The sequence below is a fragment of the Aeromonas sp. S11(2024) genome, from assembly GCF_041402345.1.
Classification (GTDB): Bacteria; Pseudomonadota; Gammaproteobacteria; order Enterobacterales; family Aeromonadaceae; genus Aeromonas; species Aeromonas veronii.
In genome coordinates this window covers 17750-42909 of sequence record NZ_JBGLRC010000014.1, presented here as the reverse complement: position 1 = coordinate 42909, position 25160 = coordinate 17750, and the positions used below count along the sequence as shown (strand labels likewise).

Below are 25160 nucleotides of genomic sequence, written 5' to 3'. Positions count from 1 at the left end.
AGTGTGGGGTAGGGAGGCTCTTATATTCTAATAAGAAGAGTAAAATCTGGGACACCCACATTATTGGGTGAGGCGTAACGCCACCAAATCCCACGCTACCGCCCGTGGATTACAGCTTCCAAATTGCTCCATTAACCAGCGGGGCAGCAGCCCATCGCAGATGAATAGGCACCAGATGGCTATGTTAAGCCAATCGAATCTGGTCGCACCAGTCAAAAAGTGACGTAAGTGTCAGTAATGACTGATTTTTTGCGCTGGCTCAATAAAAGGATGTGGCCGGAGGCGGGATTCCCATGACCCTTGATTTTATTGGAGTTGGCGTGCGTGGGTTGGAATAACGTGGCTGGCTTGCCGCTGAGGAGGGGCTGGCTGGGGGCAACCCAGCTCCGGCAATCGGCGCTATAGTGCGGGCGATGGTTGCCCTGTGCTCCGCTCCCAAGCTGGCGAGGCGGGGGATCTGCGACAACAATCAGCTGTTGCAATCACAGCCATTTGCAACACACCGTCATGCAAATATGACCATGCAAACACATCACCAGATAGAGAGGAGATCACCCATGAAGCGTACCATCCTGTTCGGCCTGCTCTGCGGCAGCGTGCTGCTGGCCAATCCGGTCTTTGCCAACGACGCAGCCCAGTTGCAGTGCGAGGCGCAGGCTGCGGCCAAAAAGCTAAACGGCGCCGCCAAGACCAGCTTTGTCGGCAAGTGCGTGAAAGATGCCGCTGGCGCCGCGACCGGCGAGTGCGAGAAGGCGGCCGCCGACAAGAAGCTGGCCGGTGCGGCCAAGAACAGTTTTATCCAGAAGTGCGTGAAGACGGGCGCGGCAGTGGATCCGGCGGCCAAGTGCGAGAAGGCGGCGGCCGACAAGAAGCTGGCTGGCGCGGCCAAGAACAGCTTTGTCCAGAAGTGCGTGAAGGATAGCGCCGCCAAGTAAGGCATTTTCTCATCCGGTGTGTTTGCGGGGGGCCATCAGGCCCCCCGCGCTTTTTGGGCGCACTGATGGCGCAACGCACAAGCCTTGTATCGGGACGGCAATAGCGACACTATTGACTCCTTTTATGGGTTCCGCAGAGGCGCAGCCATAACCTGCCGTGACCGGACGAGGGGTTGGTGAGCCCCATTTGTGCGGGATTACGCGCGATAAGGGAGCAAAGCAGGATGATGGAAGGGATGGAATGGCGCTGGCTCAATGAACCGGCCCAGTGGCACAAGACAGAGGGCGGTTTGCAGGTGGTGACAGACCAGCAGACCGATTTTTGGCGTAGCACCTGGTATGGCTTCGAGCGCCACAGCGGCCATGTCTATGGCTGCGAGGTGGCGGGTGAGTTTACCTTTCAGGTCTGCGTCGAGGGGGAGTTCACCACCCTCTACGATCAGGCGGGGCTGATGCTGTTGCAAGACGACGCGCACTGGCTCAAGGCTGGCATCGAGTACAACGACGATCAGCCGATGATCGGCAGCGTGCTGACCAATCCGCGCTCTGACTGGGCCACCGGCATTTTCCCCGGTAATCCGCGCCGCTTCTGGCTGCGGTTGACCCGGCTGGCCGATTGCCTGCGTTTGCAATACTCCACCGATGGCAAGGTGTGGCCGCTGCTGCGCCTCGCCCCGTTTCCGCCAAGCGAGCGCTGCTTTATCGGGGTGATGTGCTGCACACCGGAGCGGCAGGGACTGGCGGTGCGTTTCTCTGATTTGCGCCTCACAGCGCCCCTTGGCAAGGCGCTCCATGATTTGAGCTAGGTCAGCGGTTTTGCCTGCGACATTGAGCCAATAAAAAAGCGCCCGCAGGCGCTTTTTTCATTTGGCTGGTAGAGCCTCAATTAGCTGATCAGGCTGGCCCACAGGTCATATTCGTCGGATTCGTCGATCCGCACCTTGACCATGTCGCCCGGCTTGAGGCCGGTTTCGCCGTTGAGGTAGACCAGACCATCGATCTCCGGTGCATCGGCAAAGGAGCGGCCAGTGGCGCCCTCTTCGTCCACTTCGTCGATGATAACGGTCATCTCCTGACCCACTTTGCGGGCCAGCTTGCGGATGGAGACCTGCTGTTGCAGCTCCATAAAGCGCTGGAAGCGCTCTTCCTGAATCTCTTCCGGTACCGGATCCGGCAGCTCGTTGGCCAGCGCCCCTTCGACCGGGCTGTATTTGAAGCAGCCGACCCGATCCAGCTCCGCCTTGTCGATAAAGTCCAGCAGCATCTGGAAATCTTCCTCGGTCTCGCCCGGGAAGCCGACGATAAAGGTGGAGCGCAGGGTGATCTGCGGGCAGATCTCGCGCCACTTCTGGATCCGCTCCAGGGTGCGCTCGACCGTACCCGGGCGCTTCATCAGTTTCAGGATGCGCGGGCTGGCGTGCTGTAGCGGGATGTCGAGGTAGGGCAGTACCTTGCCATCGCGCATCAGCGGGATAACGTCATCCACGTGCGGGTAGGGGTAGACGTAGTGCAGGCGCACCCAGATGTCGAGCTTGGCCAGCTCTTCGCACAGGGCGACCATGCTGGTCTTGACCGGCATGCCGTCGTAGAAACCGGTGCGGTGCTTCACATCGACGCCGTAGGCGGAGGTGTCCTGGGAGATCACCAGCAGCTCCTTCACGCCCGCCTCTTTCAGGCGCTTGGCTTCGGCCAGCACGTCGCCGATGGGGCGGCTCACCAGATCCCCGCGCATGGAGGGGATGATGCAGAAGGTGCAGCGGTGGTTGCAGCCTTCGGAAATCTTCAGATAGGCGTAGTGGCGCGGGGTCAGCTTGACGCCGTGGGCTGGTACCAGACTGGTGAAGGGGTTGTGCTGCGGCTTCTCCACATATTTGTGGACGTGACCCAGCACCTCTTCATAGGCGTGGGGGCCGGTGATCTCGAGCACCTTGGGGTGGATCTCGCGGATCTGATTCTCTTTGGCGCCAAGGCAGCCGGTGACGATCACCTTGCCGTTTTCGGCCAGCGCTTCGCCGATCGCTTCCAGCGACTCTTGCACCGCGCTGTCGATAAAGCCGCAGGTGTTGACGACGACCAGCTCGGCATCGTCATAGCTGGGCACCACATCGTACCCTTCGGTACGCAGCTGGGTCAGGATGCGTTCTGAATCGACCAGGTTTTTGGGGCAACCCAAGGAGACGAATCCTACTTTGGGGGCCTGTTTTGTGTTGGACATCGCTCAATCACTCTTAGGTGGCTCTTCTTTAAGGGCGCGGATTTTACCGGAATGGTTAACCAAAAACTATACAGCCAGCATGGCAGAACCGAACAATATCTCCGACCAGGCAAGATTGGGCCGCACCAACAGTCGCTGATGGCGCGCCCTTGGTGGGGCTATTGCCTCTGCCGTGCAGGCTTGTTGTGGGGACGCTGCTTTGTTGATTTTTCTGTCAATTTTGACGCTGTGGCGGGGAGAGCGTCAAAGGGAGTCACTATACTTCCATCACGGGGTCCCGTTGGAGAAGGCGATGGAAAGTTCATTTGGCGAAAAAATGCAGAGCGTACATGCCACGCTCAGGCAGCGCTTTGACAAGCTGAGTCGGGTGGCCATCGCGATTTACGATCCCCATACCGATCAGCTCAAGACCTTTGCCCACAGCACCGAGGGGCCTTCGCCACTGGTGCAGTATGAGGTGAAGCTGAGCGATGTTCCCTCCCTGAGTTATCTGGCGGAGCACAAGCTGCCCCGGGTGCTCGGCAATCTGGATGCCCTGCGTGGCTCGGCGTCAGAGCACAGCCGCAAGGTGCTGGAGGCGGGTTATGCCTCCAGCTATACCGAGCCGCTGCTGTTCAACAGCAAGCTGTTTGGCTTTCTGTTTTGCGATGCCATGGAGCCGGGATACTTCGAGGAGCCGATCCGCAGCGAGCTGTCGGCCTATGCCCAGGTGCTCTCGGCCATCATTGCGGTTGAGTTTTTCTCCATCCAGACCCTTGGCGGCGCGCTGACCACGGCGCGGGAGTTCAGTCGCTATCGGGATGAGGAGACCGCCAACCATCTGCACCGGATGTCGGCCTACTCCCGGCTGATCGCCAAGACGCTGGCCCCGACTTGTGGGCTGAGCGATGAGGAGGTGGAGTTTATCTACCTCTTCTCCGAGCTGCACGACATCGGCAAGATCGCGGTGCCGGATGCCATTTTGCTCAAGCCGGGCAAGCTGACACCGGAAGAGTTCGAGATCATGAAGATCCACCCCGGCAAGGGGCGGGAGATGATCAGCCTGATGATCAACGAGTTTGGTCTCGATGGCATTCATCATACCGACATGCTGACCAATATCATCGCCAGCCATCACGAACGCTTTGACGGGACCGGCTATCCGCTGGGGCTGGCGGGGGAGGCGATCCCGCTGGCGGCACGCATCGTGACGGTGGCCGATGTGTTTGATGCCCTGACCAGCGAGCGCCCCTACAAGAAGGCATGGCCGTTCGAGACGGCGTTTGCCTATCTGGAGGAGCATGCCGGCAGCCAGTTTGATCCCGCCTGTGTCGCCGCAGCCCTGCACAACAAGGTCGAGTTTTATGCCATCTATCAGCAGTATCAGGATCCGGCCTGCTCTGCGAGCGTGGCGGCCAGCGGCGCCGAGCCGAGTTGAGCGTGTGTGATGAGCTTAAGGGGCAATACGGAGGATCATGCATGAATGGAAAGCGTAACAAGAGAGGGGGCACCAGCAGGTGCCCCCTCTCTTTTATGCGCCTCTCGATTCCACGCGCCCTTATTTTGCCGACCTTATCTCTGCGGCTATGGCGTTTACGGTCAGGTTACTTTTTGGGCGTCGGCTCGCTGATCTGGTAGAAGTGATCCGCGCAGGCGCTGGAGCAGCCGCAGGGGCGTACCTCTTTATCTTCCCGCTTCTGGGCAAGCTGGTATTGGCGCCACCAGATGATGGTGCCCATGGCCAGGATCAACACGAACGAGGCGAGCAGGCTTAACAACCAGATGGACATGGTCTCTTCTCCTTGATGGTGATGACATGCACGGCGATGGCATCAGTGATGATGGCAGCAACCGCCCTGCTGGTTGGCGCCTTCACTGCCATGACAACAAGTATGGCCTTGTCGTGAGCTCTCTACCTGATTGCCACTACTGGCGCAACAGTGATCGGAGCCACTGTTGCAATCACCATGACAATGGCTATGACTCTGGCCTGCGCCGACGGGCTGGATGGCACGGATAGTCGCCTTGCTCTGATGACGGCGAGACGGACGCCCCTGACTGGCCTCGGTGAGAAGTTGCAGATTGGCGGGGGCCAGCAGCGCGGGCAGCGGCAGGCGGGCAGAGCGGCACTGCAGCACCCGGATATTGGCCGCCAGCAGGCGACCCAGCATCCGCTCGCCGATATTGCGCACCACCACCTGACCCACCTGATAATGGGCGAGGGCGTCGAGCAGCGCTTGCTTGCCGTGGCAGCCTTCGGCGGCGGCCGGGTTGGTCAGAGTGGCGATAACGTTCCCTTCGGGGTTAAGAATTTGCAGCTGCTCGGCACGGGTAAAGTGGCCAGCCAGCAACCCCTGACTCAGCATCAGGGCGCTGTTGCTGGGGTTGGTGGTCATGGTTGTGACAGCATTCATGTCGGCTCTTCTCCACTGGTTGGGTGGTCGGGCTCGGCGGGTTGCATCATCAATGCCTTGCCCAGACTCAGACACTCCACCACCTTGTAGCGCCCTTTTTTCAGGATATTGGCCAGGGTCTGGCGGGAAACCCCCATCACCAGGGCGGCCTCCTGCTGCTGCATTCCTTGAAGGTCGACGAGGCGCAGTGCCTCGAACTCGTCAGGGGCCAGCGTGACCTGTTCCAGCTGATGCATGGGGCGGCCGTTGGGTTTGAAGCAGCTGTTGGCGGGGCGGCCACAGATCTGGCGGGCAATCTTGGGTCTTGGCATGGTGGCTCCTAATTAGCATAAGCCATTTATACGCTCATATGTAGCATATGCCAATAATTTTGTCGGGTGTAGAGAGCTGTGCCAGTGCTGTTTACGGCAGAGAGGGGTAAAGAGGGGGAATACGTACAAAAGCAGTGAAGGTGGCAGAAACGACGCAGGCCCGAACAGAGGTTCGGGCCTGCGGTTTTGCAGAGGATGGTCGGGCCTTCCCGGCGAGCTTATGCCTGTTCGGCCTCGGCCACGGGGGCGGCACTCTCGCTACTGTTGGCGAAGCGATCCGCCCACAGGGCAATCACGCCGTCACCGGTGACGTTGCAGGCGGTGCCGAAGCTGTCCTGCGCCAGATAGAGGGCGATCATCAGGGCGATGGAGGCTTCACCAAAGCCGAGCATGGAGGTGAGCAGGCCCAGTGCCGACATCACGCCACCACCCGGGGCGCCCGGGGCGGCGATCATGATCACCCCCAGCATCATGATGAAGGGGAGCATGGTTTCGATGCCCGGAATGGCCAGATGCTCGGAGAGGAACATCACCGCGGTGGCACAGGTGACCAGGGTAATGGTGGAGCCACAGAGGTGAATGGTGGCACACAGCGGCACGGTGAAGTTGGCGATACCGTCGCTCACCCCGTTGTTCTTGCTCGATTGCAGGGCAACCGGAATGGTGGCGGCGCTCGACATGGTCCCCAGCGCGGTGAAGTAGGCGGGCAGCATGTTCTTGATGAGCTGGGCCGGTGAGCGGCCAAGGGCCAGACCGGTACCCACGAACAGTACGGAGAGCCAGATCCAGTGCATCAGGATCGCCATCACCAGCACCACGCCGAAGGTTTTCAGGGTGGCGAATACGGTGCCTTCTACCGTCATCTCGACAAAGACGCCGGCGATATAGAACGGCAGTAGCGGAATGATCACCTTGGCCAGCAGGCGGTCGATGATGTCACGACCCTGATCGGCGACCCGGCGCAGATCGGTGGCCTGGGTGGCGCTGATGCCAATGCCAAACACGAAGGCGGCGGCCAGTGCCGACATCACGCCAAACAGCGGCGGGATCTCCAGATTGACGTAGGAGGCGAGCTTGACCGCCTCGGCGGTAGTGGGCTCGGCAGCGGTGGTCAGCTGCGGGATCAGGTGGCTAGCCACGGTAAAGGCGAATAGCCCTGCCAGAATGGTGGAGCAGTAGGAGAGGGCCACGGTTTTGCCCAGCAGCTTGCCGGAGTTTTTCGGCAGGCTGGCGATGCCGCTCATGATAAAGAACAGAATGATGAGCGGAATGGTGAAGGTGATGAGCTGACCTATCACTGTCTTGGCCGTAAACAGCACGCGCGCCACCCACTCAGGGGCGTAGAGACCGAGCAAGAGACCGGCAAGGATGCCAGCAATGAGTTTCAGGACAAGTTTCATAAGGAAATCCGGAGTTGGTTGTATTGTCTGTTTTGTTATTAAAATTTGATATTAATCACACTTTTTAACACGTAAGCCGTGTTATGTCTGCCTTTTCTGCGTTAACGCCGAGTTAAATATTGTCGAAAGCCAGGATCGCCGACTAGCTGTCGGCTTGGCGTTGAACTGGAAAATCCGTGATGAATTAGCCCGTTAGGTGGCCTGATGATCGCCACGTAGCAACATGACGTACTGGTTGGTGTGTTGACTTGAGGAATCTGACGTACTGGCTGATACGGCTTCCATCGGCGCCAGTTGCAGCGCTATCCCGGATGTGGTGACCAGTTGCTGTAGCTGAGCGTGACTTATCTTGCCGCTTGGGGGCAGGGGGAAGCAGATCGGAGCACCCGCTTTGAGCAGGGTCGCCAGCTGTTGCAACAGGGGGACAAGAGTGGCCACGTCGCTATCAAGCGGGCGGCTCAGCCAGATGCCATCGTAAGGGAGCACCGAGTACATCTTCACCAGCGGGCAGACCCGCACTGCTTGTCCGGATTGCTGCGAGGCAACTCTGGCGTCGGCCAGTACCGCTTCACAGGCGGTGACCACATACCCTTCCGCACGCAGCCAGCAGAGATCCTCCCCCATACCGCACTGACCATTGAGCAGGTGAGCACCGGGTTTGAGGTGCGCCACAAAGGCAGCCCGAGCGTGGGCGTGCTGGTCGTTAAATGGCCGGGAAGCGGGCATGGCGTCAGAGTGTGGCACAGGGGTTACCTCAAGCAGGGGGCGCACAGGGTAACAAATCGGGGCCTGACTGCCAAAGCGCGCGGTCAGGCCCCGATTTGGGTGGGTGGGAGTTGCCGGAGCCGGTTAGCGGCCGCAGGCAGGCCCGTGGGGCTGGGCCAGCATGGTGAACATGCTCTCTATCATAAAGGCTGATTCGCCCTGCAGGTCGATCCGCCCCGGAAAGTGGAGCCAGTTGATGATGTAGCCATCCAGAGTGCAGTGGAGCAGGGTGGCGGCGCGCTGCAGGTTGAGGTTGGCGGGCAGCTGCCCCCGTCGTACCGCATTGGCCAGGGTGGTCTCCAGGTCCCGAAAGAAGTTGGCGGACTGGCTGCGGATATGCTCGCGCAGTGAGATGGCTTCCCCCTCCAGCGATTCGAGATTGAACAGTATGGTGAACATCTGCCGTTGGGCCGGATTGTGAATGAAGCTGTGGAGCACCCCTTCGAAGAAGAGGCGCAGTTGCCCCAGCGGATCCGGCTCATCTGGGGTGAGGCAGGCATCGAGCTGGTGGGCGAGGGGGCTGCAGAGCTCCTGCCAGAGCGAAATGAAGAGTTCATCCTTGTTCTTGAAGTGCCAATAGATGGCCCCGCGGGTCAGGTCTGCCGCCCTGGCGATGTCGGTCAGGCTGGTCTTGGCCAGGCCCTGAGAGCAGAACAGATCCAGCGCCGTGCTCATGATGTGGCAGCGGGTTTGCTGCGCCTCTTCTTTGGTTCGTCTGGCCATCGAAATTTGTGCCTCATGCAAGCAAAAAGTCACTTACATACATTTATGAATGTATGTATATTGCCTCATCTTTCGACTATTTACCAACAGGGCCCATGCGGCCCTGATTGTTCATTGACTGGCAAAGGCTCAGGTGTTTCATGCATAAACATATTCTTGCTCGTTCAGTTGGTCTTGCCTTGCTGGCTACAGGCTTGCTGGCAGGTTGTGGTGACAAGGGGGGCGCACCCCAGGGACAGGGCGGCATGCCGCCCGCGGCGGTCAACGTGGTGACCCTGCAGAGCGGTCCGCTGATGTTGACCACCGAGTTGACCGGTCGCAGCGCCCCGTTGCGGGTGGCCGAAGTGCGTCCGCAGGTGAGCGGCATCATCCTCAAGCGCCTCTTTACCGAGGGAAGCGATGTGAAGGCGGGCGACCTGCTCTATCAGATCGATCCGGCTGTCTATCAGGCGGCAGTCGCCAGCGCCAAAGCCAATCTGGCCAAGGCCGAGGCCAACGAGCAGAGTGCCCGCCTCAAGGCGCAGCGCTATCAGGAGCTGCTCAAGGTCAAATCCATCAGCCGTCAGGACTATGACGACGCCGACGCCAGCTGGAAGCAGGCCAAGGCGGAGATCATGGCGAGCAAGGCGGCCCTGCGCACTGCCGAGATCAATCTCGGTTACACCCGCATCACAGCCCCCATCAGTGGCCGCATCGGTAAATCCGCGGTGACCGAGGGGGCGCTGGTGACCGCCCAGCAGGCTGACAGCCTGACCGCCATCCAGCAGCTCGATCCCATGTATGTGGATGTGCGTCAGTCCACCGCTGATCTGCTGCGCCTGAAGCGACTGGTCGCCGAGGGCAAGCTGACCCAGGACGAGCAGAAAGGGGCCAAGGTGACCTTCCAGCTGGAAGATGGCTCCACTTATGGCGAAGAGGGCTCGTTGCAGTTCTCCGATGTGACCGTGGATGAGACCTCCGGCATGGTGACCCTGCGGGTGATTGTGCCCAATCCTCACCAGCTGCTGCTGCCCGGCATGTTTATGCGCGCCACCCTGCAAGAGGGTGAGCGGGCGCAAGGGCTGCTGGTGCCGCAAACTGCCGTGACTCGCACCCCCAACGGCGGCGCCACCGTGATGGTGGTAACCGCTGACAACAAGGTGGAGCTGCGCAACGTGCAACTGAGCCGTGTCGTCGGCAGCAACTGGGTGGTGGAGTCAGGGCTCACCTCCGGCGAGCGGGTGATCGTGGCTGGCTTGCAGAAAGTACGACCGGGCGCCGTGGTCAATCCCGCCGAGCAGGGTGCTGATGCACCGTCTGCTCAAGCTGCGTCCAACACCCCGGCCAACAAGTAGGATGGAGTAGTCGCTTCATGGCTCGATTTTTTATAGACAGACCCATTTTTGCCTGGGTGATCGCGCTGGTGATCATGCTGGCGGGCAGCCTGGCCATCATCAAGTTGCCTGTCGCCCAGTATCCGAGCATTGCGCCGCCCGCTGTCGGTATTTCTGCCAGCTATCCGGGCGCATCCGCCAAAACGGTGGAAGACTCGGTGACCCAGATCATCGAACAGAACATGACCGGGCTGGATCACCTGCTCTACATGTCCTCTCAGTCTGACTCCGCGGGGCGGGTGTCGGTGACCCTCACCTTCCAGCCGGGGACCGATCCCGATATTGCCCAGGTGCAGGTGCAGAACAAGCTGCAGCAAGCGATGTCGCTGCTGCCGCAAGAGGTTCAGCAGCAGGGGATCCGGGTACAGAAGACCTCCAGCAGCTTCCTGATGGTCGCGGCCTTCATCTCCAGCGATGGCTCGATGAACAACGACGATCTGGCGGACTATGTGGTCTCCAACATCAAGGAGCCCCTGAGTCGTCTGGACGGGGTAGGGGATATCACCTTGTTCGGCAGCCAGTACTCGATGCGGGTGTGGCTCGATCCCAACAAACTCAACCGGGTGCAGATGACCCCGGGGGATGTGCAGGCGGCCATCAAGGCGCAGAACGCCCAGGTGGCGTTCGGCAAGCTGGGTGGCACCCCGTCGGTGGAAGATCAGCAGTTCACCGCCACCATCATGGGGCAGACCCGTCTCTCTACCGTGGAGCAGTTCAACGACATCCTGCTGCGGGTGAATCAGGATGGCTCCAAGGTGCGGCTGAAAGATGTGGCCCGGGTCGAGCTGGCGGGTGAAAGCTATGACGCCGATGCGCTCTACAACGGTCAGTCTACCGCCGCGGTCGCCATCAAGCTGGCGACCGGCGCCAACGCGCTGGATACCGCCGAGAAGGTGCGTGCCAAGCTCAATGAGCTGTCGGATTACTTCCCGGCCAATATGGAGATCGTCTACCCCTACGACACCACGCCGTTTGTGAAGATATCCATCGAGGAGGTGGTGCAGACCCTGATCGAGGCGATCTTCCTGGTGTTCTGCGTCATGTATCTGTTCCTGCAGAACTTCCGCGCCACCCTGATCCCGACCATTGCGGTGCCTGTGGTGCTGCTCGGTACCTTCGGGGTGATGGCGGCGTTTGGTTTCTCCATCAACACCCTCACCATGTTCGGTATGGTGCTGGCTATCGGCCTGCTGGTGGATGACGCCATCGTGGTGGTAGAGAACGTAGAGCGGCTGATGAGCGAGGAGGATCTCTCCCCGCTGGAAGCGACCCGCAAATCGATGACCCAGATCACTGGTGCGCTGGTGGGGATCGCGTTGGTGCTCTCCGCCGTGTTCGTGCCGATGGCCTTCTTTGGCGGCTCGACCGGTGCCATCTATCGCCAGTTCTCGCTGACCATCGTCTCGGCCATGGTGCTGTCGGTGCTGGTGGCGTTGATCCTGACTCCGGCCCTTTGTGCCACCCTGCTCAAGCCGATGAAACATGGCGAGTTTGGTGCCAAACGCGGCTTCTTTGGCTGGTTCAACCGCGCCTTTGATGCGGGTACCAACCGCTATCAGAGCGGCGTGCGCAAGGTGATCAAACAGGGCGTGCGCTACAGCCTGATCTACGGTGCCATGCTGGCGGTACTGGCAGTGCTCTTTATGCGGATGCCTACCTCCTTCCTGCCGGAAGAGGATCAGGGGGTCATCATGTCCATGGTGCAACTGCCGGTGGGGGCCACCAAACAGCGCACCGAGGTGGTGCTGGCAGACATGCGCGACTACTTCCTGAAAAACGAGAAGGATAACGTTGATTCTGTGCTGACCGTATCGGGCTTCAGCTTCGCCGGTAGTGGCCAGAACGCGGGTATGGCCTTTATCAAGCTCAAGGACTGGAGCGAGCGCAAGAGCCCGGAACGCAGCGCCAATGCCATCATCGGCCGCGCCATGGGCTATCTGTTCAGCATCAAGGAGGCGCAAGTGTTCGCCTTTAACCTGCCTCCGATCCCGGAGTTGGGTACGGCGACCGGTTTTGACTTCTTCCTGCAGGATCGCGGCGGTATCGGTCACGACAAGCTGATGGCGGCGCGTAACCAGCTGCTCGGTATGGCGGCGCAGGATCCTACCTTGGTGCGAGTGCGTCCGAACGGGATGGAAGATACGCCGCAGCTCGATATCAAGATCGATTACGAGAAGGCGCTGGCGCAGGGGCTATCCATCGCGGATATCAACAACACCCTGGCTACCGCTTGGGGATCGTCCTACGTCAATGATTTCGTTGACCGTGGCCGGATCAAGAAGGTCTATATGCAGGCGGATGCCCCCTTCCGGATGAACCCGGAAGATCTGAAACTCTGGTATGTGCGCAACAGTGCCGGTCAGATGGTGCCCTTCTCCGCCTTTGCCAGCACCGAGTGGAGCTTCGGCTCACCGCGTCTTGAGCGTTACAATGGCGTACCGGCGATGGAGATCGTCGGTGAGGCGGCGCCCGGTAAGAGTACCGGTGATGCGATGGCCGCCATCGAGCAGATGGTGAAACAGCTACCGGAAGGGGTGGGTATCGAGTGGACCGGGCTCTCCTTCCAGGAGCGTCAGGCCGGTTCACAGGCACCTGCGCTCTACGCTATCTCCTTGCTGGTGGTGTTCCTTTGTCTGGCGGCCCTCTACGAGAGCTGGAGCATTCCGTTCTCGGTGATGCTGGTAGTACCGCTCGGGGTTCTGGGGGCCATTGTGGCTGCCACCCTGCGCGGGCTGGAGAACGATGTCTACTTCCAGGTCGGCCTGCTCACCACCATAGGCCTGTCGGCGAAGAACGCGATTCTGATCGTGGAATTTGCCAAAGAGCTCTACGACAAAGGGATGGGCTTGGGTGAGGCGGTGGTGGAGGCGGCACGCCTGCGCCTGCGTCCGATCCTGATGACCTCGCTCGCCTTTATCCTCGGGGTGCTGCCGCTGGTGATCAGCTCCGGCGCCGGTGCCAGCAGTCGTAACGCCATCGGTACCGGCGTGATGGGGGGGATGATCAGCGCCACCGTGCTGGCCATCTTCTTCGTGCCGCTCTTCTTTGTGTTGGTGATGCGCTACTTCACTAGCCACAAGAGTAAAGAGGCGCGCATGGCTGCAGCAGTTGAGTCAAAAGGTGACTGATGGCATGCAGGTTTAGCTAATTTGAACAGAGTTCAATAAATCGCCAACCTGCTTTGGTTTGGCTGATAAAAAACAGGGCAACCCTATGGGTTGCCCTGTTTTTTGTTCAAAAGAGCAACAGACGAAACTAGGTAACAACTTGAAGCTCATGTGATGGGTAAGCATTATGCGATGAGTGGTTTCAAGTTAACCCTTCTCAGGCACACTTTTAGCTGTTCATCTTCGGGGAAAACGGGATAGAATTTGGCATCAAATCGGGCTGAATCGGTGTGGCAAGCAGTTTCCATTAGCTACTGTTTACCTTATCCACACCGCCAAAAACACAATAATGCTGGAGGACATGATGACCAACAGCGTGGGCAATGTGGTGAAAAGCAGCAAACTGGGGGCTGTAACCCAGTGCGGTAGCCATGACATCTTTGAAGTGTTGTATGAAAAGCAACCAGTTAGTGCTTGTTGCTATCTGGAATAGTTTTGACCTCTTTGTTGGGGGGAACGGGGCTGCTGCTATGTTTTACTGATAAAATCTCGTGAGGTGCACTGCAGTTGCTTTCTCCATCATGTCGCCACCGATTATGTCAATAAGAGATAAGTATCTCATTAGGTTTTATATTGAGGTCACAAGCGAAATAATTTCAACGGAATAACCGTCGAGCTTGAGCAGAGATCGCATTGTTGGATTTTTTTTTGGTTCAATAATTAAAAGTGTAATGCTGTAAAACTCAGAGATTAATAATTCTAGTTATTTATTAAACCTAATTGGTTAACTATCACATAAAGTTATTTTTGATTGAGTTGGTTTTTAGGCACATTTTTGATGGGTATAAAATAATATGGGTAAAAAAATAAAAATAGCGGTTGTCGGTTGTGGTCGTATATCAAAAAACCACTTTGGCTCTATCGAGCAGCTTTCTAATGAGTATGAACTGGTAGCTATTTGCGACAATAATGATGAAGTATTAGAAGCACATCGCAAGCAATATCAAGTACCAGCTTACGCATCATTTGATGAGTTGTTGGAAAATGAAAAGCTCGATCTTGTTACGCTTTGTACACCGAGTGGCATTCATGCTAGTCAAACAATCAAGGCTGCAAAGGCTGGTGTACATATTATCACCGAAAAGCCCATGGCCACCAAGTGGGAAGATGGCTTGGCGATGGTTCGTGCATGTGATGAAGCCGGTGTTCGCTTATTTGTTGTTAAACAAAATCGCCGCAATTCAACCCTGCAACTGCTCAAGCGTGCAGTAACAGAAAAACGCTTTGGAGCAATTCATATGGTACATATGAATGTATTCTGGACAAGACCACAAGAGTATTATGACCGTGCAGCATGGTCTGGTACTTGGGATATGGATGGTGGCGCTTTTATGAACCAGGCGACTCATTATGTAGATTTATTGCATTGGCTGATTGGGCCAGTTGAAAAAGTGCATTCAATGTTGTCAACACATCGGGATATCGAGGTGGAAGATACTGGTGTCGTTAACTTGAAATGGCGCAACGGCGCTCTTGGTTCGATGGCCGTTACCATGTGCACCTATCCAAAAAATTTGGAAGGCTCTATCACCATTCTTGGAGAAAAAGGCACTGTACGTATTGGTGGAGTGGCCGTTAATGATATTCAAGAATGGAGTTTTTCTGAACCCAAAGACTATGATGCAGAAATTTCAGCAGCTAATTATCAAACTACATCAGTATATGGGTTCGGTCACCCGCCTTATTTTCAGAATGTGGCAGATGTATTGCGTGGCAAAGCGGAACCAGAAACCGATGGACGTGAAGGGTTAAAATCACTTGAGTTGCTTATCTCTATTTATCGTTCAGCAAGAGACAATAAAGAAATTGGTTTGCCTTTAAACGTATAATAGTAGGATTTTGAGATGAATCTGGAAAACTTGAAGATCGGTATAATAGGTTTGGGTTATGTTGGTTTACCGCTGGCAGTTGAGTTTGGCAAAAAATTTGCGACATTGGGATTTGACATAAAAACAGATCGAGTCAATGAACTACGTAGTGGCCAAGATTCAACATTGGAATGTTCAGCTGAAGAGTTGCTAGAGGCCACTCACCTTAGCTACACAGATTGTCTCGATGATATCAAGCATTGTAACTTTTATATTGTTACTGTACCGACTCCTATCACAGAGGAAAATACACCAGATCTGACACCATTGGAGAAAGCATCTGAAGCACTTGGAAAGATCATTAAACAAGGTGATATCGTAGTTTTTGAGTCAACTGTATACCCTGGTGCAACCGAAGAAGTATGTTTACCGATTATTGAAAAATTATCTGGTCTGAAGTTTAATCATGATTTTTATGCAGGTTATAGCCCAGAGCGGATCAATCCGGGTGATAAGGTTAATCGTCTAACTACTATTGTAAAAATTACTTCTGGCTCAACACCAGCAGTGGCTGATTTGGTTGATAAAGTGTATCGCCAGATTGTAATAGCAGGTACTTACAAGGCCTCCTCCATCCGTGTAGCAGAAGCAGCAAAGGTTATTGAAAATACACAACGTGACCTTAATATCGCTGTTATCAATGAGTTTGCCAAAATTTTTAATCGGTTGGGTATTGATACTGAAGAAGTGTTAAAAGCTGCTGGAACAAAATGGAACTTCTTGCCTTTTAAACCAGGGTTGGTTGGTGGCCATTGTATCAGTGTTGATCCCTATTATTTGACCCACAAAGCCCAAGAGGTGGGATATCGTCCGGAGGTTATTTTAGCTGGTCGTCGCATCAATGATGGTATGGGTGAATATGTTGCAACGCAACTTGTGAAAAAAATGGCTCGTAATAAAATAAATATTGATGAGGCAAAAGTTTTGGTTATGGGATTCACCTTTAAAGGGGACTGTCCAGATGTGCGTAATACCAAAATAATTGATATCATCAAAGAGCTCAAAGAGTTTAATATGTCAGTTGATGTTTATGACAGTTGGGCGGTAAAACATGAAGTCCAAGAGGAATATGGAATTATTCTGATTGATCAGCTTGAGCCTGCTAAATATGATGCCATTATTCTTGCTGTAGACCATAGTGAGACCAAAGAGATGGGAGCTGCAGCGATTCGAGCATTGGGTAAACCAGCCCATGTGTTATATGACGTTAAATATGTACTGCCATTGGGCGAATCTGATATCCGCCTATAAATTACATTGCTTTCAATAATATAATATGGCTCGTGTAGATATAAATATTAGCGCGGGTCTATATATTCTACTGTATGGGTAGCAATAATGAATTACTTTAAACACGATACCGCTATTGTTGATGACGGCGCGCGAATCGGTGAGGGCAGTCGAGTGTGGCACTTTGCTCACATTTGCGGTGGCGCCCAGATTGGTGCTGGTGTATCACTCGGCCAGAATGTTTTTGTCGGTAATAAAGTGACCATTGGTGACCGTTGCAAGATCCAAAATAATGTATCGGTTTATGACAATGTATATTTAGCTGAAGGGGTATTTTGTGGCCCCAGCATGGTGTTTACCAATGTGTATAACCCGCGTTCACTAATTGAGCGCAAAGATCAGTATCTTGATACCCAAGTGGGTAAGGGAGCAACGTTGGGTGCAAACTGCACAATAGTGTGTGGTGTGACTATTGGTGAGTTTGCCTTTATCGGCGCGGGGGCAGTTGTGAACAAAGATGTTCCTGCTTATGCAATGATGGTGGGTGTACCAGCTAAACAAAAAGGTTGGATGAGTGAATTTGGTGAGCAGCTAGACTTGCCATTGAGCGGAGACGCTGAAGTGATTTGTCCTCATACAGGTGCTGTTTATACCCTCAGTGGTGACACTGTGATTAAAAAACATCAGTGCTAATAAATAATTCTTCGATGTAAATATATTTACAAGTTGCTGAATATTCACTTGGCTATCAGTCTAGGAGCTAAAAATGCAGTTTATTGATTTGGGTGCGCAGCAGGCGCGAATTAAAGAAAAAATTGATGTCGGAATTCAGAAAGTACTCGCCCATGGTCAGTATATTTTGGGGCCTGAGGTGGCTGAACTAGAGCAAAAGTTAATTGCATATACTGGCGCTAAGCACTGTATCACGGTTGCTAATGGTACTGATGCATTGCAAATCGCCCAAATGGCATTAGGTGTTGGCCCAGGTGATGAAGTGATAACCCCTGGATTTACTTATATCGCTACCGCAGAAACCGTCGCCCTTTTAGGGGCTAAACCGGTTTATGTTGATGTCTGCCCGAAAACTTACAATTTAGACCCGGCTAAACTAGAAGCGGCTATTACGCCAAGAACCAAAGCAATTATTCCAGTAAGTTTGTATGGTCAATGTGCTGACTTTGATGTAATTAATACGATTGCCGCCAAGTATGGCATACCAGTGATTGAAGACTCTGCGCAAAGTTTTGGGGCCAGCTACAAAGGTAAAAAATCGTGCAATTTAAGCACCATTGCCTGTACCAGTTTTTTTCCTACTAAGCCATTAGGCTGCTATGGTGATGGCGGTGCTATTTTCACCAATGATGACGAGCTGGCATTGGTGATGCGCCAAATTTCTCGTCATGGACAGGACCGCCGTTATCACCACATTCGAGTTGGTGTCAATAGTCGATTAGATACTCTACAAGCAGCAATTCTTCTGCCAAAACTTGAGATTTTGAATGAGGAAATCGAGTTAAGAAATCAGGTCGCCAATACATATACGAGTTTATTAAATGATGCAGGTGTTTTCTCAACCCCATTTGTGGAAGCACATAATATCTCGGCTTGGGCGCAATATACCATCAGTGTTAAAAATAGAGCTGAAATTCAGCACATGCTGCAAGAGGCTGGCATTCCAACTGCGGTACATTATCCAATTCCCTTGAATAAACAACCAGCAGTTGCTGATAGCAGTATTCAATTGCCGATAGGCGATGAAATTGCAGAAGAAGTGATGAGTTTACCTATGCATCCTTATATGGGACATGATGAACTTGAGAAAATAGTTAAGGCTGTTAAATTAAATTATGCATAAAAAGAGTGTTTACAATAGCATGAGTTATGGTTTTATTCTGATAATCATATCTCTCTTTGTTATGCTTTTGATTAAGTCTGATGTTAAATATAAAACTGTATTATTATCAGAAGATGGCAACTTTCTTTTTTACAATAACCCGGTTGGTGTGAAATATAGGAATGGATTTCTTATATCTTACCTAAAACGAAATGGAGAGGTTATGTTGAAGTATATGGAAAGTGGCAAGGTAATAAAAAGGGTTGTTGTACATAACTATAAAAACAGAATAACTAATAATGTAGGCGGTGCTGATGATCATGCTGCCCCAGCAGTTATCTATGACGAGAGAAGGAATAGAATACTTGTAGCAACCGCATATCATGGTGACCCTATGTATATTTATGAGGTTGATATAGATAAGGCTGTTGTTAGTCTTGTTTCAGAATGGAATGGACTTTATACATATCCTAGATTTATCAAGCATGATAAAAATGTAATTCTTACAGCAAGAAATCAAAGTAAAGCTTATGAAGGTGATTTTGTATATAGGAGTTCAATTGATGGATTTAAAAATGAGCATGTCATAGCTCATTCAGGTAAAAATAGTGTTATATATGCCGGAACGCCAGATATAAAAAAGGATGATTTATATTTCACTTATTCAACACATAGCTATCAAGAGAAAAGGTTGAAAGGGTTTAATATTTCTAGATATAATCTTAAGAATAATGAGACTATCAGTACTTGTGATTTATCACAGCATATTGATAGAGATTACTTCTCTAATCGCCCGACAGGGTTGAAAATTGTTGGGAATGAGATTTTTTTTGGAACGTCATACTTTTTAGCGCCAGTATCTTATTCGTCAGCGGAAAGTGAAAATTATTCAGGGGTAAATACAGTAAAAGTATTTAAAGCGAATCTGAATGATTGCGAGTCTATAGATGTATTACATGTTAATAAAAATGTATCGATGCCTTATTATGATGTTGATGTGGCAATAAATAATAAAGGTAAGTATTTGTATTTTGATGAAAAAAATGCAGTGACGAATGATGGCTATTATGGATGCTTTAATCAAAATAAAATGATGTATCCAAATTTCGTTGATAATATTGGGGTTATTTATGCGACTATGAATGCCAGATATAGTATTCGCAACTTTAATAACTCTATTTATGGATGTCTTATTCAGTGAGCCAAGCGAAAACTTTTAGAAATGATATTCAGGCGCTGAGAGCTATAGCGATACTATCTGTAATAACTTTTCATTTAAACCCAGCTTGGTTGCCTGGAGGTTTTATTGGTGTCGACGTTTTTCTGGTGATTTCTGGGTTTTTGATTACTAGCATTTTGCTGCATAAAAGATCCGGAGTGGATTTCAGTCTTACTGATACTCTGAAGTATTTCTATGTGAGTCGCTTTAAGAGGATTGTTCCAGCATACCTTTTGATGCTGATAATAGTAGCTCTAGTGGCAGCAGTATTGTTTCTACCAAGTGATTTCAATACGTTTCGAAAAGGGTTGGAAAAAGCCGCTTGGTTTACCAGTAACAGTTATTTTGCAAGCTTTGGTGATTATTTTGCACCGGCTAACTATGAGCAGCCACTACTGCACACATGGTCATTAGCTGTAGAAATTCAGTTTTATCTTCTGGCTCCTTTTCTGGTGTTGCTACTTCCTGTTAAGTGGCTTAAGTGGGGGTTTACGGGGTTATTGGTTGGTTTAACAGGGTTTGCAGAATATCGGCTACGATTCATAGGGGCGGAGCAAGCCACCTATTATAGCCTTTATGCACGTCTACCAGAGTTTTTTGCTGGTGGTTTAGCTGCGTTATGCGCTCTAAATTCCCAGAGTTTTGGGTATTACAAATGGTTTAGTACTGTTGGATTGCTATTAATTTGTATTGCAGCGATGGTTCAGCCGCAGTTAGGCCCATTTCCTGGTATTACGGTATTGTTGCCAGTGGTGGGCAGTGTATTGTTGCTTATCCAGCCAGCCAACCAAAATTTGGTTGAAAAGTTACTCAGTAGCAAAATATTAGTGTGGATTGGTGCTTTATCTTACTCTCTTTATTTATGGCATTGGCCAGTGCTAGCTCTATTGCGCTACTACACCGGTTGTGAAGTGCTCAATGTTGAGTTCACTCTACTATTTATTGGGCTGACATTGCTACTGTCGATAATTTCTTATTATGGAATCGAAAGTGCCTTTAGAGGTTCCTATCTAGCTAAAAAGCAGCTTGTTGCTTGGTTGCTTTTGGTTTTAAGTGTACTTGGCACTTCACAGAGTATGGCGAAAGTGAATGCTGTGTTAACACCTGAACAATTACCAATTGAATATCGCCGCTATGCAGATCCTGCCACGATTTGCCATGGCAAACTGGTGGGGGATTGTTTAAAGGGAGACTTAAACAGCAATAAAGAAATATTGGTATTGGGCGATTCACATGCTGCGATGCTCAATCACTTCTTTGATTATCTTGGTAAAGATTTAGGCTTTAAAGCACGAATTATTACAGCCAGTAGCTGTGTAACAATTCCTGGATTTGATTATCAAAGATTGCCAGATTGGGCGCAACCTGCTTGTCAGAGACAAATTCAAGAGGCAAATAAATATATAGACAATGCTGGGTTGATTATAGTTGCTGGAATGTGGTCTTATCAATTTGAATTTGATAGCTTTTATTATTCATTAAATGAATTTATCAAATCCAACCATTATGTACCTATTTATTTTATGCCTCAGATTCCCCTGTTGGATGGAAATCATCATAGGGTGAGGAGGTTCGCTAGCTTAGGTTTGCAAAGTGTAGTTTCTATTGATGCCGATTACATTAAAGCAAACGAGCTTTTGCACAGAATGATCATGCCATATACAGGTATAAATATGGTAGATAGTCAGGTTAGTGAAAAGGTTTGGTTTTCAAAGGTGTCTGACCTTTATAGTGATGAAAGCCATTTGAATGAAAATGGTGCTGTAGAGTATGCTCAAATCAACCTAAGCGTTTTTCAATCACTAATTGAAGAGTACTTTAAATAGTAGTTTATAGAGTATGAGCATCTAAGGAAAATATGGGTAGTTATTGGAAAAATGTTAGTGTTGTATTTTCTGGTGCGGTTGTTGCTCAGATAATACCAATTATTGGCGCGTTATTCATAGCTAGAATTTATACGCCATCTGATTACGGTGCATATTCATTGTGGTTAGCAGTTGTTTTCATTCTTGGCGTAATATTTACACTCCGTTATGAAGCTGCATTGGCTTTAGAAGGGGATGGTGAAGAACGTTCCAGCGCTGTCGTTGCTACATTAATTACAACATTGTTAGTCGGTGTGCTATTCTCAGCTATTTTGGCGATCACTTGCGTAGTATTTCCATCTTTGCTTCAACAATTTTCTTATCTGGCACTTATTAGTTTTATACCTGCCGGAGTTTTGCTATCATTTAATATGGTGTTGCAAGGTTGGGCTGCAGCAGATGGACGTTATAATCAGCTTAATATACTGCGTTTAATCTTTGCGAGTTCAGTAACTTTGCTTCAAATCGTTGCTGGTATGTTTTTTGCTGGCGAGCTTACTCTGTTGTTAATGCATACATTAGGTCTATTTATTTCATTCTGCTTTGCTCTATGTCTATATCCTATTCCAATAAAATCGATTAGATCCATTAGATATACAATGATCTCATTTTGGCAGCGAAGAAGGCGATTTCCAATTTTTTCTTTGCCTGCTGATCTCACTAGCACAGTAACAGCACAGCTCCCTTTAATCATTGTTACGTCAAGATTCGGAAGCGAAATTGGCGGGCTTCTTGCCTTAACACTTAGAATTCTCAGTGCTCCGCTTGGAATTTTAGGAAAGGCTGTGCTTGACGTATTTAAACGTTATGCCGTTGTTGAGATGAACGAAACGAGAAGTTGTAAGAATATCTATATAAAAACATTTAAGATCCTGTGTTTAGGTTCAATTGGGCTTATAGTTGGTGTTCTACTCTTTGCAGAGTGGTTTTTTATACTTGCATTTGGTTCTGAATGGGCTGATGCAGGCTTGTACGCGATCTGGCTCTTACCTCTATTTGCACTTCGGTTTGTTGCAAGTCCATTGAGTTATACGATTTATATAGTAGAAAAGCAAAGTTGGGATTTGGTTTGGCAGGTTAGTTTGCTAGTTGTTACTCTTTTGGCATTATCTATAAGTGGTGATTTCCGCTCTGTTATGTTGGTTTATACTTATGCTGCTTCACTAATGTATTTAATTTATTTGTATTTAACATATAGGCTAAGTAAATGATTCCAGTGTATAGGGCTTGTGTTGTTTTTCTTGTTTTCATTTTTTTTGTTGGTTTGATGTTTATTTATGTGGATTTTATTCAAATTTCAAATGCATATCTTGGGTATAGGGAGCTGATATTTGATGCTAAATATTTTTTATGGTTGCTTGTTTTTTTGTTATTGACTCTTCCGTTTCTTTCTAGTCGTTTTAAAACACCTTCAGATGTTTATATTTTCTTTCATATTATTTTTGTTGTTTTGCCATTCTCGTTGCTTGCTTTGTCAGGAACGAATCATTTAAGTTGGAGTGTTTTCTTATTTTTTTTATTGATCATATTTCCGGTTTATCTTATAAGAATTTTACGTGGGTTGAACTTAAAATTTATCCATATTCCAAGAATCATTGATAGAGATTTTGCATATTTCGTTATCTTGGCTGTCACATTTGTACTGGTAGGTTTGGCATTCATGAATGCACCTCAGTCATCTAGCCTAGATATCAATTCTGCATATATTCGAAGAATAGAGGGGCGGTCATCATACCCAGTTGGGAGTTTATTAGCCTATTCGAATTCTATAGTTATGAACGGTTTTCTTCCTCTGCTTGCTTTTTGGGCTGGAGTTAAAAGAAGTAAATATCTACTTTTAGCCCCAATCATTGGTTGGTTGTCATTTTATTACTTGATTGGTACTAAGGCACCTATTTTATACATCGCTTTTTCGTTTTTTTTGGGTGTTGTTTTGTTATCTAAGTCTTATCGTTTGGCTGTATTGATAATATTGATGGCTTTGGTTACCTTATTGATTGTTTCTGTTCTTGAGTTGTATTTTTTTGATTATTCATATTTAGCTGACTATTTTTTCAGGCGCGCTTTTACTGTTCCAGCTTTTTTGATTTCTACGTACTCGGATTTTTTCGCTGTCTTTCATATTTCTGAATGGTCATATCATTCTGGTTTATCAAGTGAAAAGCCTGTTTCATTATTGATCGGCGAAGATTTTATGGGTAGGGAAGGTCTTAATGCTAATACAAATACATATGTGTATGCTTTTATATCCGATGGTTTGTTTTCTTATTTTTTTGTATGTTTGGTTGTTGCGATGACTTTTGTTATTATGGATTTGCGTTTCAAAGCAAGAAAAAGCCCTGAAATGGTATATTGTGGTTTTATCTTTGGCATTCTTTTGCTTGAACAATATGTGGGTACCGTTTTTCTTTCGTCTGGTTTTTTTGTGGTTTTACTAGTTTCTCTTTTAATAAAAGATAAGCAATATTATGATTAAGATTCTAGATTACGGTATGGGTAACTGCGGTTCCATCAAAAATATGCTTCGCTATCTCGGAACAGATGCAGAGATTGTTAACCAGCCAAATTGCCTCAATGATGCAACTGCTATCATTTTGCCGGGTGTTGGTTCTTATGATCATGGTGTCAAACATTTGGAGCCTTTCAAGACCATGTTAGAGCAAAAGGTATTGCATGAGAAAATACCTTTCTTGGGCATTTGTCTTGGTATGCAGCTTGTTCTCGAAAAGAGTGAAGAAGGGAAATTACCAGGCTTGGGCTGGATTAAAGGTGAGGTCAAACGCTTTGACTTTTCTAAGCTCACAATCGAACAACGCCACGTAGTCCCTCATATGGGATGGAATGAAATTTTTCCCGCTGAATCACCAGAGATTTTGCAACCATTTGAAGCAGATCGCCAAGATCGCTTTTATTTTGTTCATTCATATCATGCGGCAAATGTACCAAGTGAGAATCAATTGGCCATCTGTCATTATGGTTATGAATTTACTTGTGCCATTCGCAAAAATAATATCTTCGGTGTTCAGTTTCATCCTGAAAAAAGTCATAAGTTCGGCAAACAGCTTTTCAAACAGTTTATAGAGTTAACATAATGCTAAAGAAACGTGTTATCCCTGTTTTGCTATTGCAGAATGGTGGCTTGGTTAAAGGTGAAAAATTTAAAAAGCATAAGTATGTAGGTGACCCTATTAATGCGGTAAGAATTTTCAACGAAAAGGAGGTCGATGAATTGGCTTTCGTTGATATTTCCGTTGGCGTTAATTGTAGTGAGCCTGACTATGAACTAATTGGTGACATGGCCTCCGAAGCCTTTATGCCAATTGCTTATGGCGGTGGTATTCGGCGTGTTGATCAGGTTGAGACATTATTTCGCCTTGGCGTCGAAAAAGTCATTATCAATAGTGAGTTTCATTTTAATCCAGAGTTGGTTAAAAAATGCAGTCAGATCGCTGGTGCTCAAAGTATTGTTGTTGCAATTGATGTTAAAAAAAGTTTGTTTGGTCGGTATGAGGTTTATATCCAAAACGGCACCTATAAAACAGGTGCTTGTCCAATTGAGTATGCAAAAAAAGCACAGCAATATGGAGCAGGCGAGATTATTTTGACGTCTATTGATCGCGAAGGGTCAGCGCAGGGTTTAGATCTTGATTTAGTCAAAAAAGTCACCTTAGCTGTTGAAATACCTGTAATTGTACAAGGTGGAGTTGGTGGTTTAGAGCATATCAAACAAGCCGTTAAAACGGCTGGTGCCTCTGCTGTTGCTGCGGGTACTTACTTTACTTTTCATGGGAAGCATAAAGCGGTACTTTTGACTTATCCTGCTTATCAAGAGCTTGAAAATTTATTTTTAGATTGAGGTTTT

General features: G+C 49.8%; 22 protein-coding genes. 15 read left to right on the top strand and 7 right to left on the bottom strand.

Features of this window, described 5'->3' with window-relative positions; genetic code table 11:
• The first annotated feature begins 557 nt into the window (after nucleotides 1-557).
• Both ACB040_RS12940 and ACB040_RS12935 read left to right on the top strand, forming a co-directional pair.
• Nucleotides 558-935: a hypothetical protein gene (locus ACB040_RS12940; protein ID WP_005338113.1), complete on the top strand. Its 378-nt coding sequence runs from the start codon at nucleotides 558-560 to the stop codon at nucleotides 933-935.
• A 224-nt stretch (nucleotides 936-1159) separates the two neighbouring features.
• Nucleotides 1160-1741 carry a DUF1349 domain-containing protein gene (locus ACB040_RS12935; protein WP_371155075.1) on the top strand — a complete coding sequence of 194 codons (582 nt, stop codon included), beginning with the start codon at nucleotides 1160-1162 and terminating at the stop codon, nucleotides 1739-1741.
• Between the two features lie 80 nt (nucleotides 1742-1821).
• Here the strand turns inward: ACB040_RS12935 and rimO are convergent, their stop codons facing one another.
• Nucleotides 1822-3150: a 30S ribosomal protein S12 methylthiotransferase RimO gene (gene rimO / locus ACB040_RS12930; RefSeq protein ID WP_021231199.1), complete on the bottom strand. Its 1329-nt coding sequence runs from the start codon at nucleotides 3148-3150 to the stop codon at nucleotides 1822-1824.
• Between the two features lie 292 nt (nucleotides 3151-3442).
• Here rimO and ACB040_RS12925 point away from each other — a divergent pair, with 292 nt between their 5' ends.
• The gene (locus tag ACB040_RS12925) at nucleotides 3443-4567 is read left to right on the top strand and encodes an HD domain-containing phosphohydrolase (protein WP_371155073.1); all 1125 of its coding nucleotides are present in this window, start codon (nucleotides 3443-3445) and stop codon (nucleotides 4565-4567) included.
• A 166-nt stretch (nucleotides 4568-4733) separates the two neighbouring features.
• Here ACB040_RS12925 and ACB040_RS12920 read toward each other — a convergent pair whose 3' ends face one another.
• The 6 genes from ACB040_RS12920 to ACB040_RS12895 form a co-directional block, all read right to left on the bottom strand.
• Nucleotides 4734-4919, bottom strand: a complete 186-nt coding sequence (locus ACB040_RS12920; protein WP_139740605.1) for a hypothetical protein — start codon at nucleotides 4917-4919, stop codon at nucleotides 4734-4736.
• Between the two features lie 42 nt (nucleotides 4920-4961).
• Nucleotides 4962-5543 carry a NifB/NifX family molybdenum-iron cluster-binding protein gene (locus ACB040_RS12915; RefSeq protein ID WP_371155071.1) on the bottom strand — a complete coding sequence of 194 codons (582 nt, stop codon included), beginning with the start codon at nucleotides 5541-5543 and terminating at the stop codon, nucleotides 4962-4964.
• Nucleotides 5540-5854, bottom strand: a complete 315-nt coding sequence (locus ACB040_RS12910) for a DUF134 domain-containing protein (RefSeq protein ID WP_005338107.1) — start codon at nucleotides 5852-5854, stop codon at nucleotides 5540-5542. The genes ACB040_RS12915 and ACB040_RS12910 overlap by 4 nt, the downstream gene beginning before the upstream one ends.
• A 218-nt stretch (nucleotides 5855-6072) precedes the next feature.
• On the bottom strand, nucleotides 6073-7254 hold the full coding sequence (locus ACB040_RS12905; protein WP_371155069.1) for a dicarboxylate/amino acid:cation symporter: 1182 nt from the start codon (nucleotides 7252-7254) through the stop codon (nucleotides 6073-6075).
• A 192-nt stretch (nucleotides 7255-7446) separates the two neighbouring features.
• Nucleotides 7447-7998: a hypothetical protein gene (locus tag ACB040_RS12900; protein ID WP_371155067.1), complete on the bottom strand. Its 552-nt coding sequence runs from the start codon at nucleotides 7996-7998 to the stop codon at nucleotides 7447-7449.
• A gap of 105 nt (nucleotides 7999-8103) precedes the next feature.
• Nucleotides 8104-8742, bottom strand: a complete 639-nt coding sequence (locus tag ACB040_RS12895; RefSeq protein WP_371155065.1) for a TetR family transcriptional regulator — start codon at nucleotides 8740-8742, stop codon at nucleotides 8104-8106.
• A gap of 140 nt (nucleotides 8743-8882) precedes the next feature.
• On the opposite strand from ACB040_RS12895, the gene ACB040_RS12890 reads away from it, so the two are divergent.
• The 12 genes from ACB040_RS12890 to ACB040_RS12835 all read left to right on the top strand — a co-directional run bounded on the left by ACB040_RS12890 (nucleotide 8883) and on the right by ACB040_RS12835 (nucleotide 25154).
• Nucleotides 8883-10076 carry an efflux RND transporter periplasmic adaptor subunit gene (locus ACB040_RS12890; protein WP_021231193.1) on the top strand — a complete coding sequence of 398 codons (1194 nt, stop codon included), beginning with the start codon at nucleotides 8883-8885 and terminating at the stop codon, nucleotides 10074-10076.
• 17 nt (nucleotides 10077-10093) lie between these two features.
• The gene (locus ACB040_RS12885; protein WP_371155063.1) at nucleotides 10094-13243 is read left to right on the top strand and encodes an efflux RND transporter permease subunit; all 3150 of its coding nucleotides are present in this window, start codon (nucleotides 10094-10096) and stop codon (nucleotides 13241-13243) included.
• Between the two features lie 833 nt (nucleotides 13244-14076).
• Nucleotides 14077-15111, top strand: a complete 1035-nt coding sequence (locus tag ACB040_RS12880; protein ID WP_371155061.1) for a Gfo/Idh/MocA family protein — start codon at nucleotides 14077-14079, stop codon at nucleotides 15109-15111.
• Nucleotides 15112-15126: 15 nt separating this feature from the next.
• Nucleotides 15127-16401, top strand: coding sequence for a Vi polysaccharide biosynthesis UDP-N-acetylglucosamine C-6 dehydrogenase TviB (tviB, locus tag ACB040_RS12875; protein ID WP_371155059.1), 1275 nt, complete (start codon nucleotides 15127-15129; stop codon nucleotides 16399-16401).
• 87 nt (nucleotides 16402-16488) lie between these two features.
• Nucleotides 16489-17073, top strand: a complete 585-nt coding sequence (locus tag ACB040_RS12870) for an acyltransferase (protein ID WP_371155057.1) — start codon at nucleotides 16489-16491, stop codon at nucleotides 17071-17073.
• Between the two features lie 73 nt (nucleotides 17074-17146).
• Nucleotides 17147-18235 (top strand): DegT/DnrJ/EryC1/StrS family aminotransferase, encoded by a 1089-nt coding sequence (locus ACB040_RS12865; RefSeq protein ID WP_371155055.1) that lies wholly within the window; start codon nucleotides 17147-17149, stop codon nucleotides 18233-18235.
• A 202-nt stretch (nucleotides 18236-18437) separates the two neighbouring features.
• Nucleotides 18438-19415, top strand: a complete 978-nt coding sequence (locus ACB040_RS12860; RefSeq protein ID WP_371155053.1) for a hypothetical protein — start codon at nucleotides 18438-18440, stop codon at nucleotides 19413-19415.
• Nucleotides 19412-21259, top strand: coding sequence for an acyltransferase family protein (locus tag ACB040_RS12855; RefSeq protein WP_371155051.1), 1848 nt, complete (start codon nucleotides 19412-19414; stop codon nucleotides 21257-21259). The genes ACB040_RS12860 and ACB040_RS12855 overlap by 4 nt, the downstream gene beginning before the upstream one ends.
• A gap of 32 nt (nucleotides 21260-21291) precedes the next feature.
• Nucleotides 21292-22509 carry a lipopolysaccharide biosynthesis protein gene (locus tag ACB040_RS12850; protein WP_371155049.1) on the top strand — a complete coding sequence of 406 codons (1218 nt, stop codon included), beginning with the start codon at nucleotides 21292-21294 and terminating at the stop codon, nucleotides 22507-22509.
• The gene (locus ACB040_RS12845) at nucleotides 22506-23774 is read left to right on the top strand and encodes a hypothetical protein (RefSeq protein ID WP_371155047.1); all 1269 of its coding nucleotides are present in this window, start codon (nucleotides 22506-22508) and stop codon (nucleotides 23772-23774) included. The genes ACB040_RS12850 and ACB040_RS12845 overlap by 4 nt, the downstream gene beginning before the upstream one ends.
• Complete coding sequence (gene hisH, locus ACB040_RS12840) at nucleotides 23767-24390, top strand: imidazole glycerol phosphate synthase subunit HisH (RefSeq protein WP_371155045.1); 624 nt, start codon at nucleotides 23767-23769, stop codon at nucleotides 24388-24390. The genes ACB040_RS12845 and hisH overlap by 8 nt, the downstream gene beginning before the upstream one ends.
• Entirely contained in the window at nucleotides 24390-25154 is a 765-nt protein-coding gene (locus ACB040_RS12835; RefSeq protein ID WP_371155043.1) for an AglZ/HisF2 family acetamidino modification protein, read from the top strand. Before hisH ends, ACB040_RS12835 begins: the two co-directional genes overlap by 1 nt.
• Nucleotides 25155-25160: the final 6 nt, after the last annotated feature.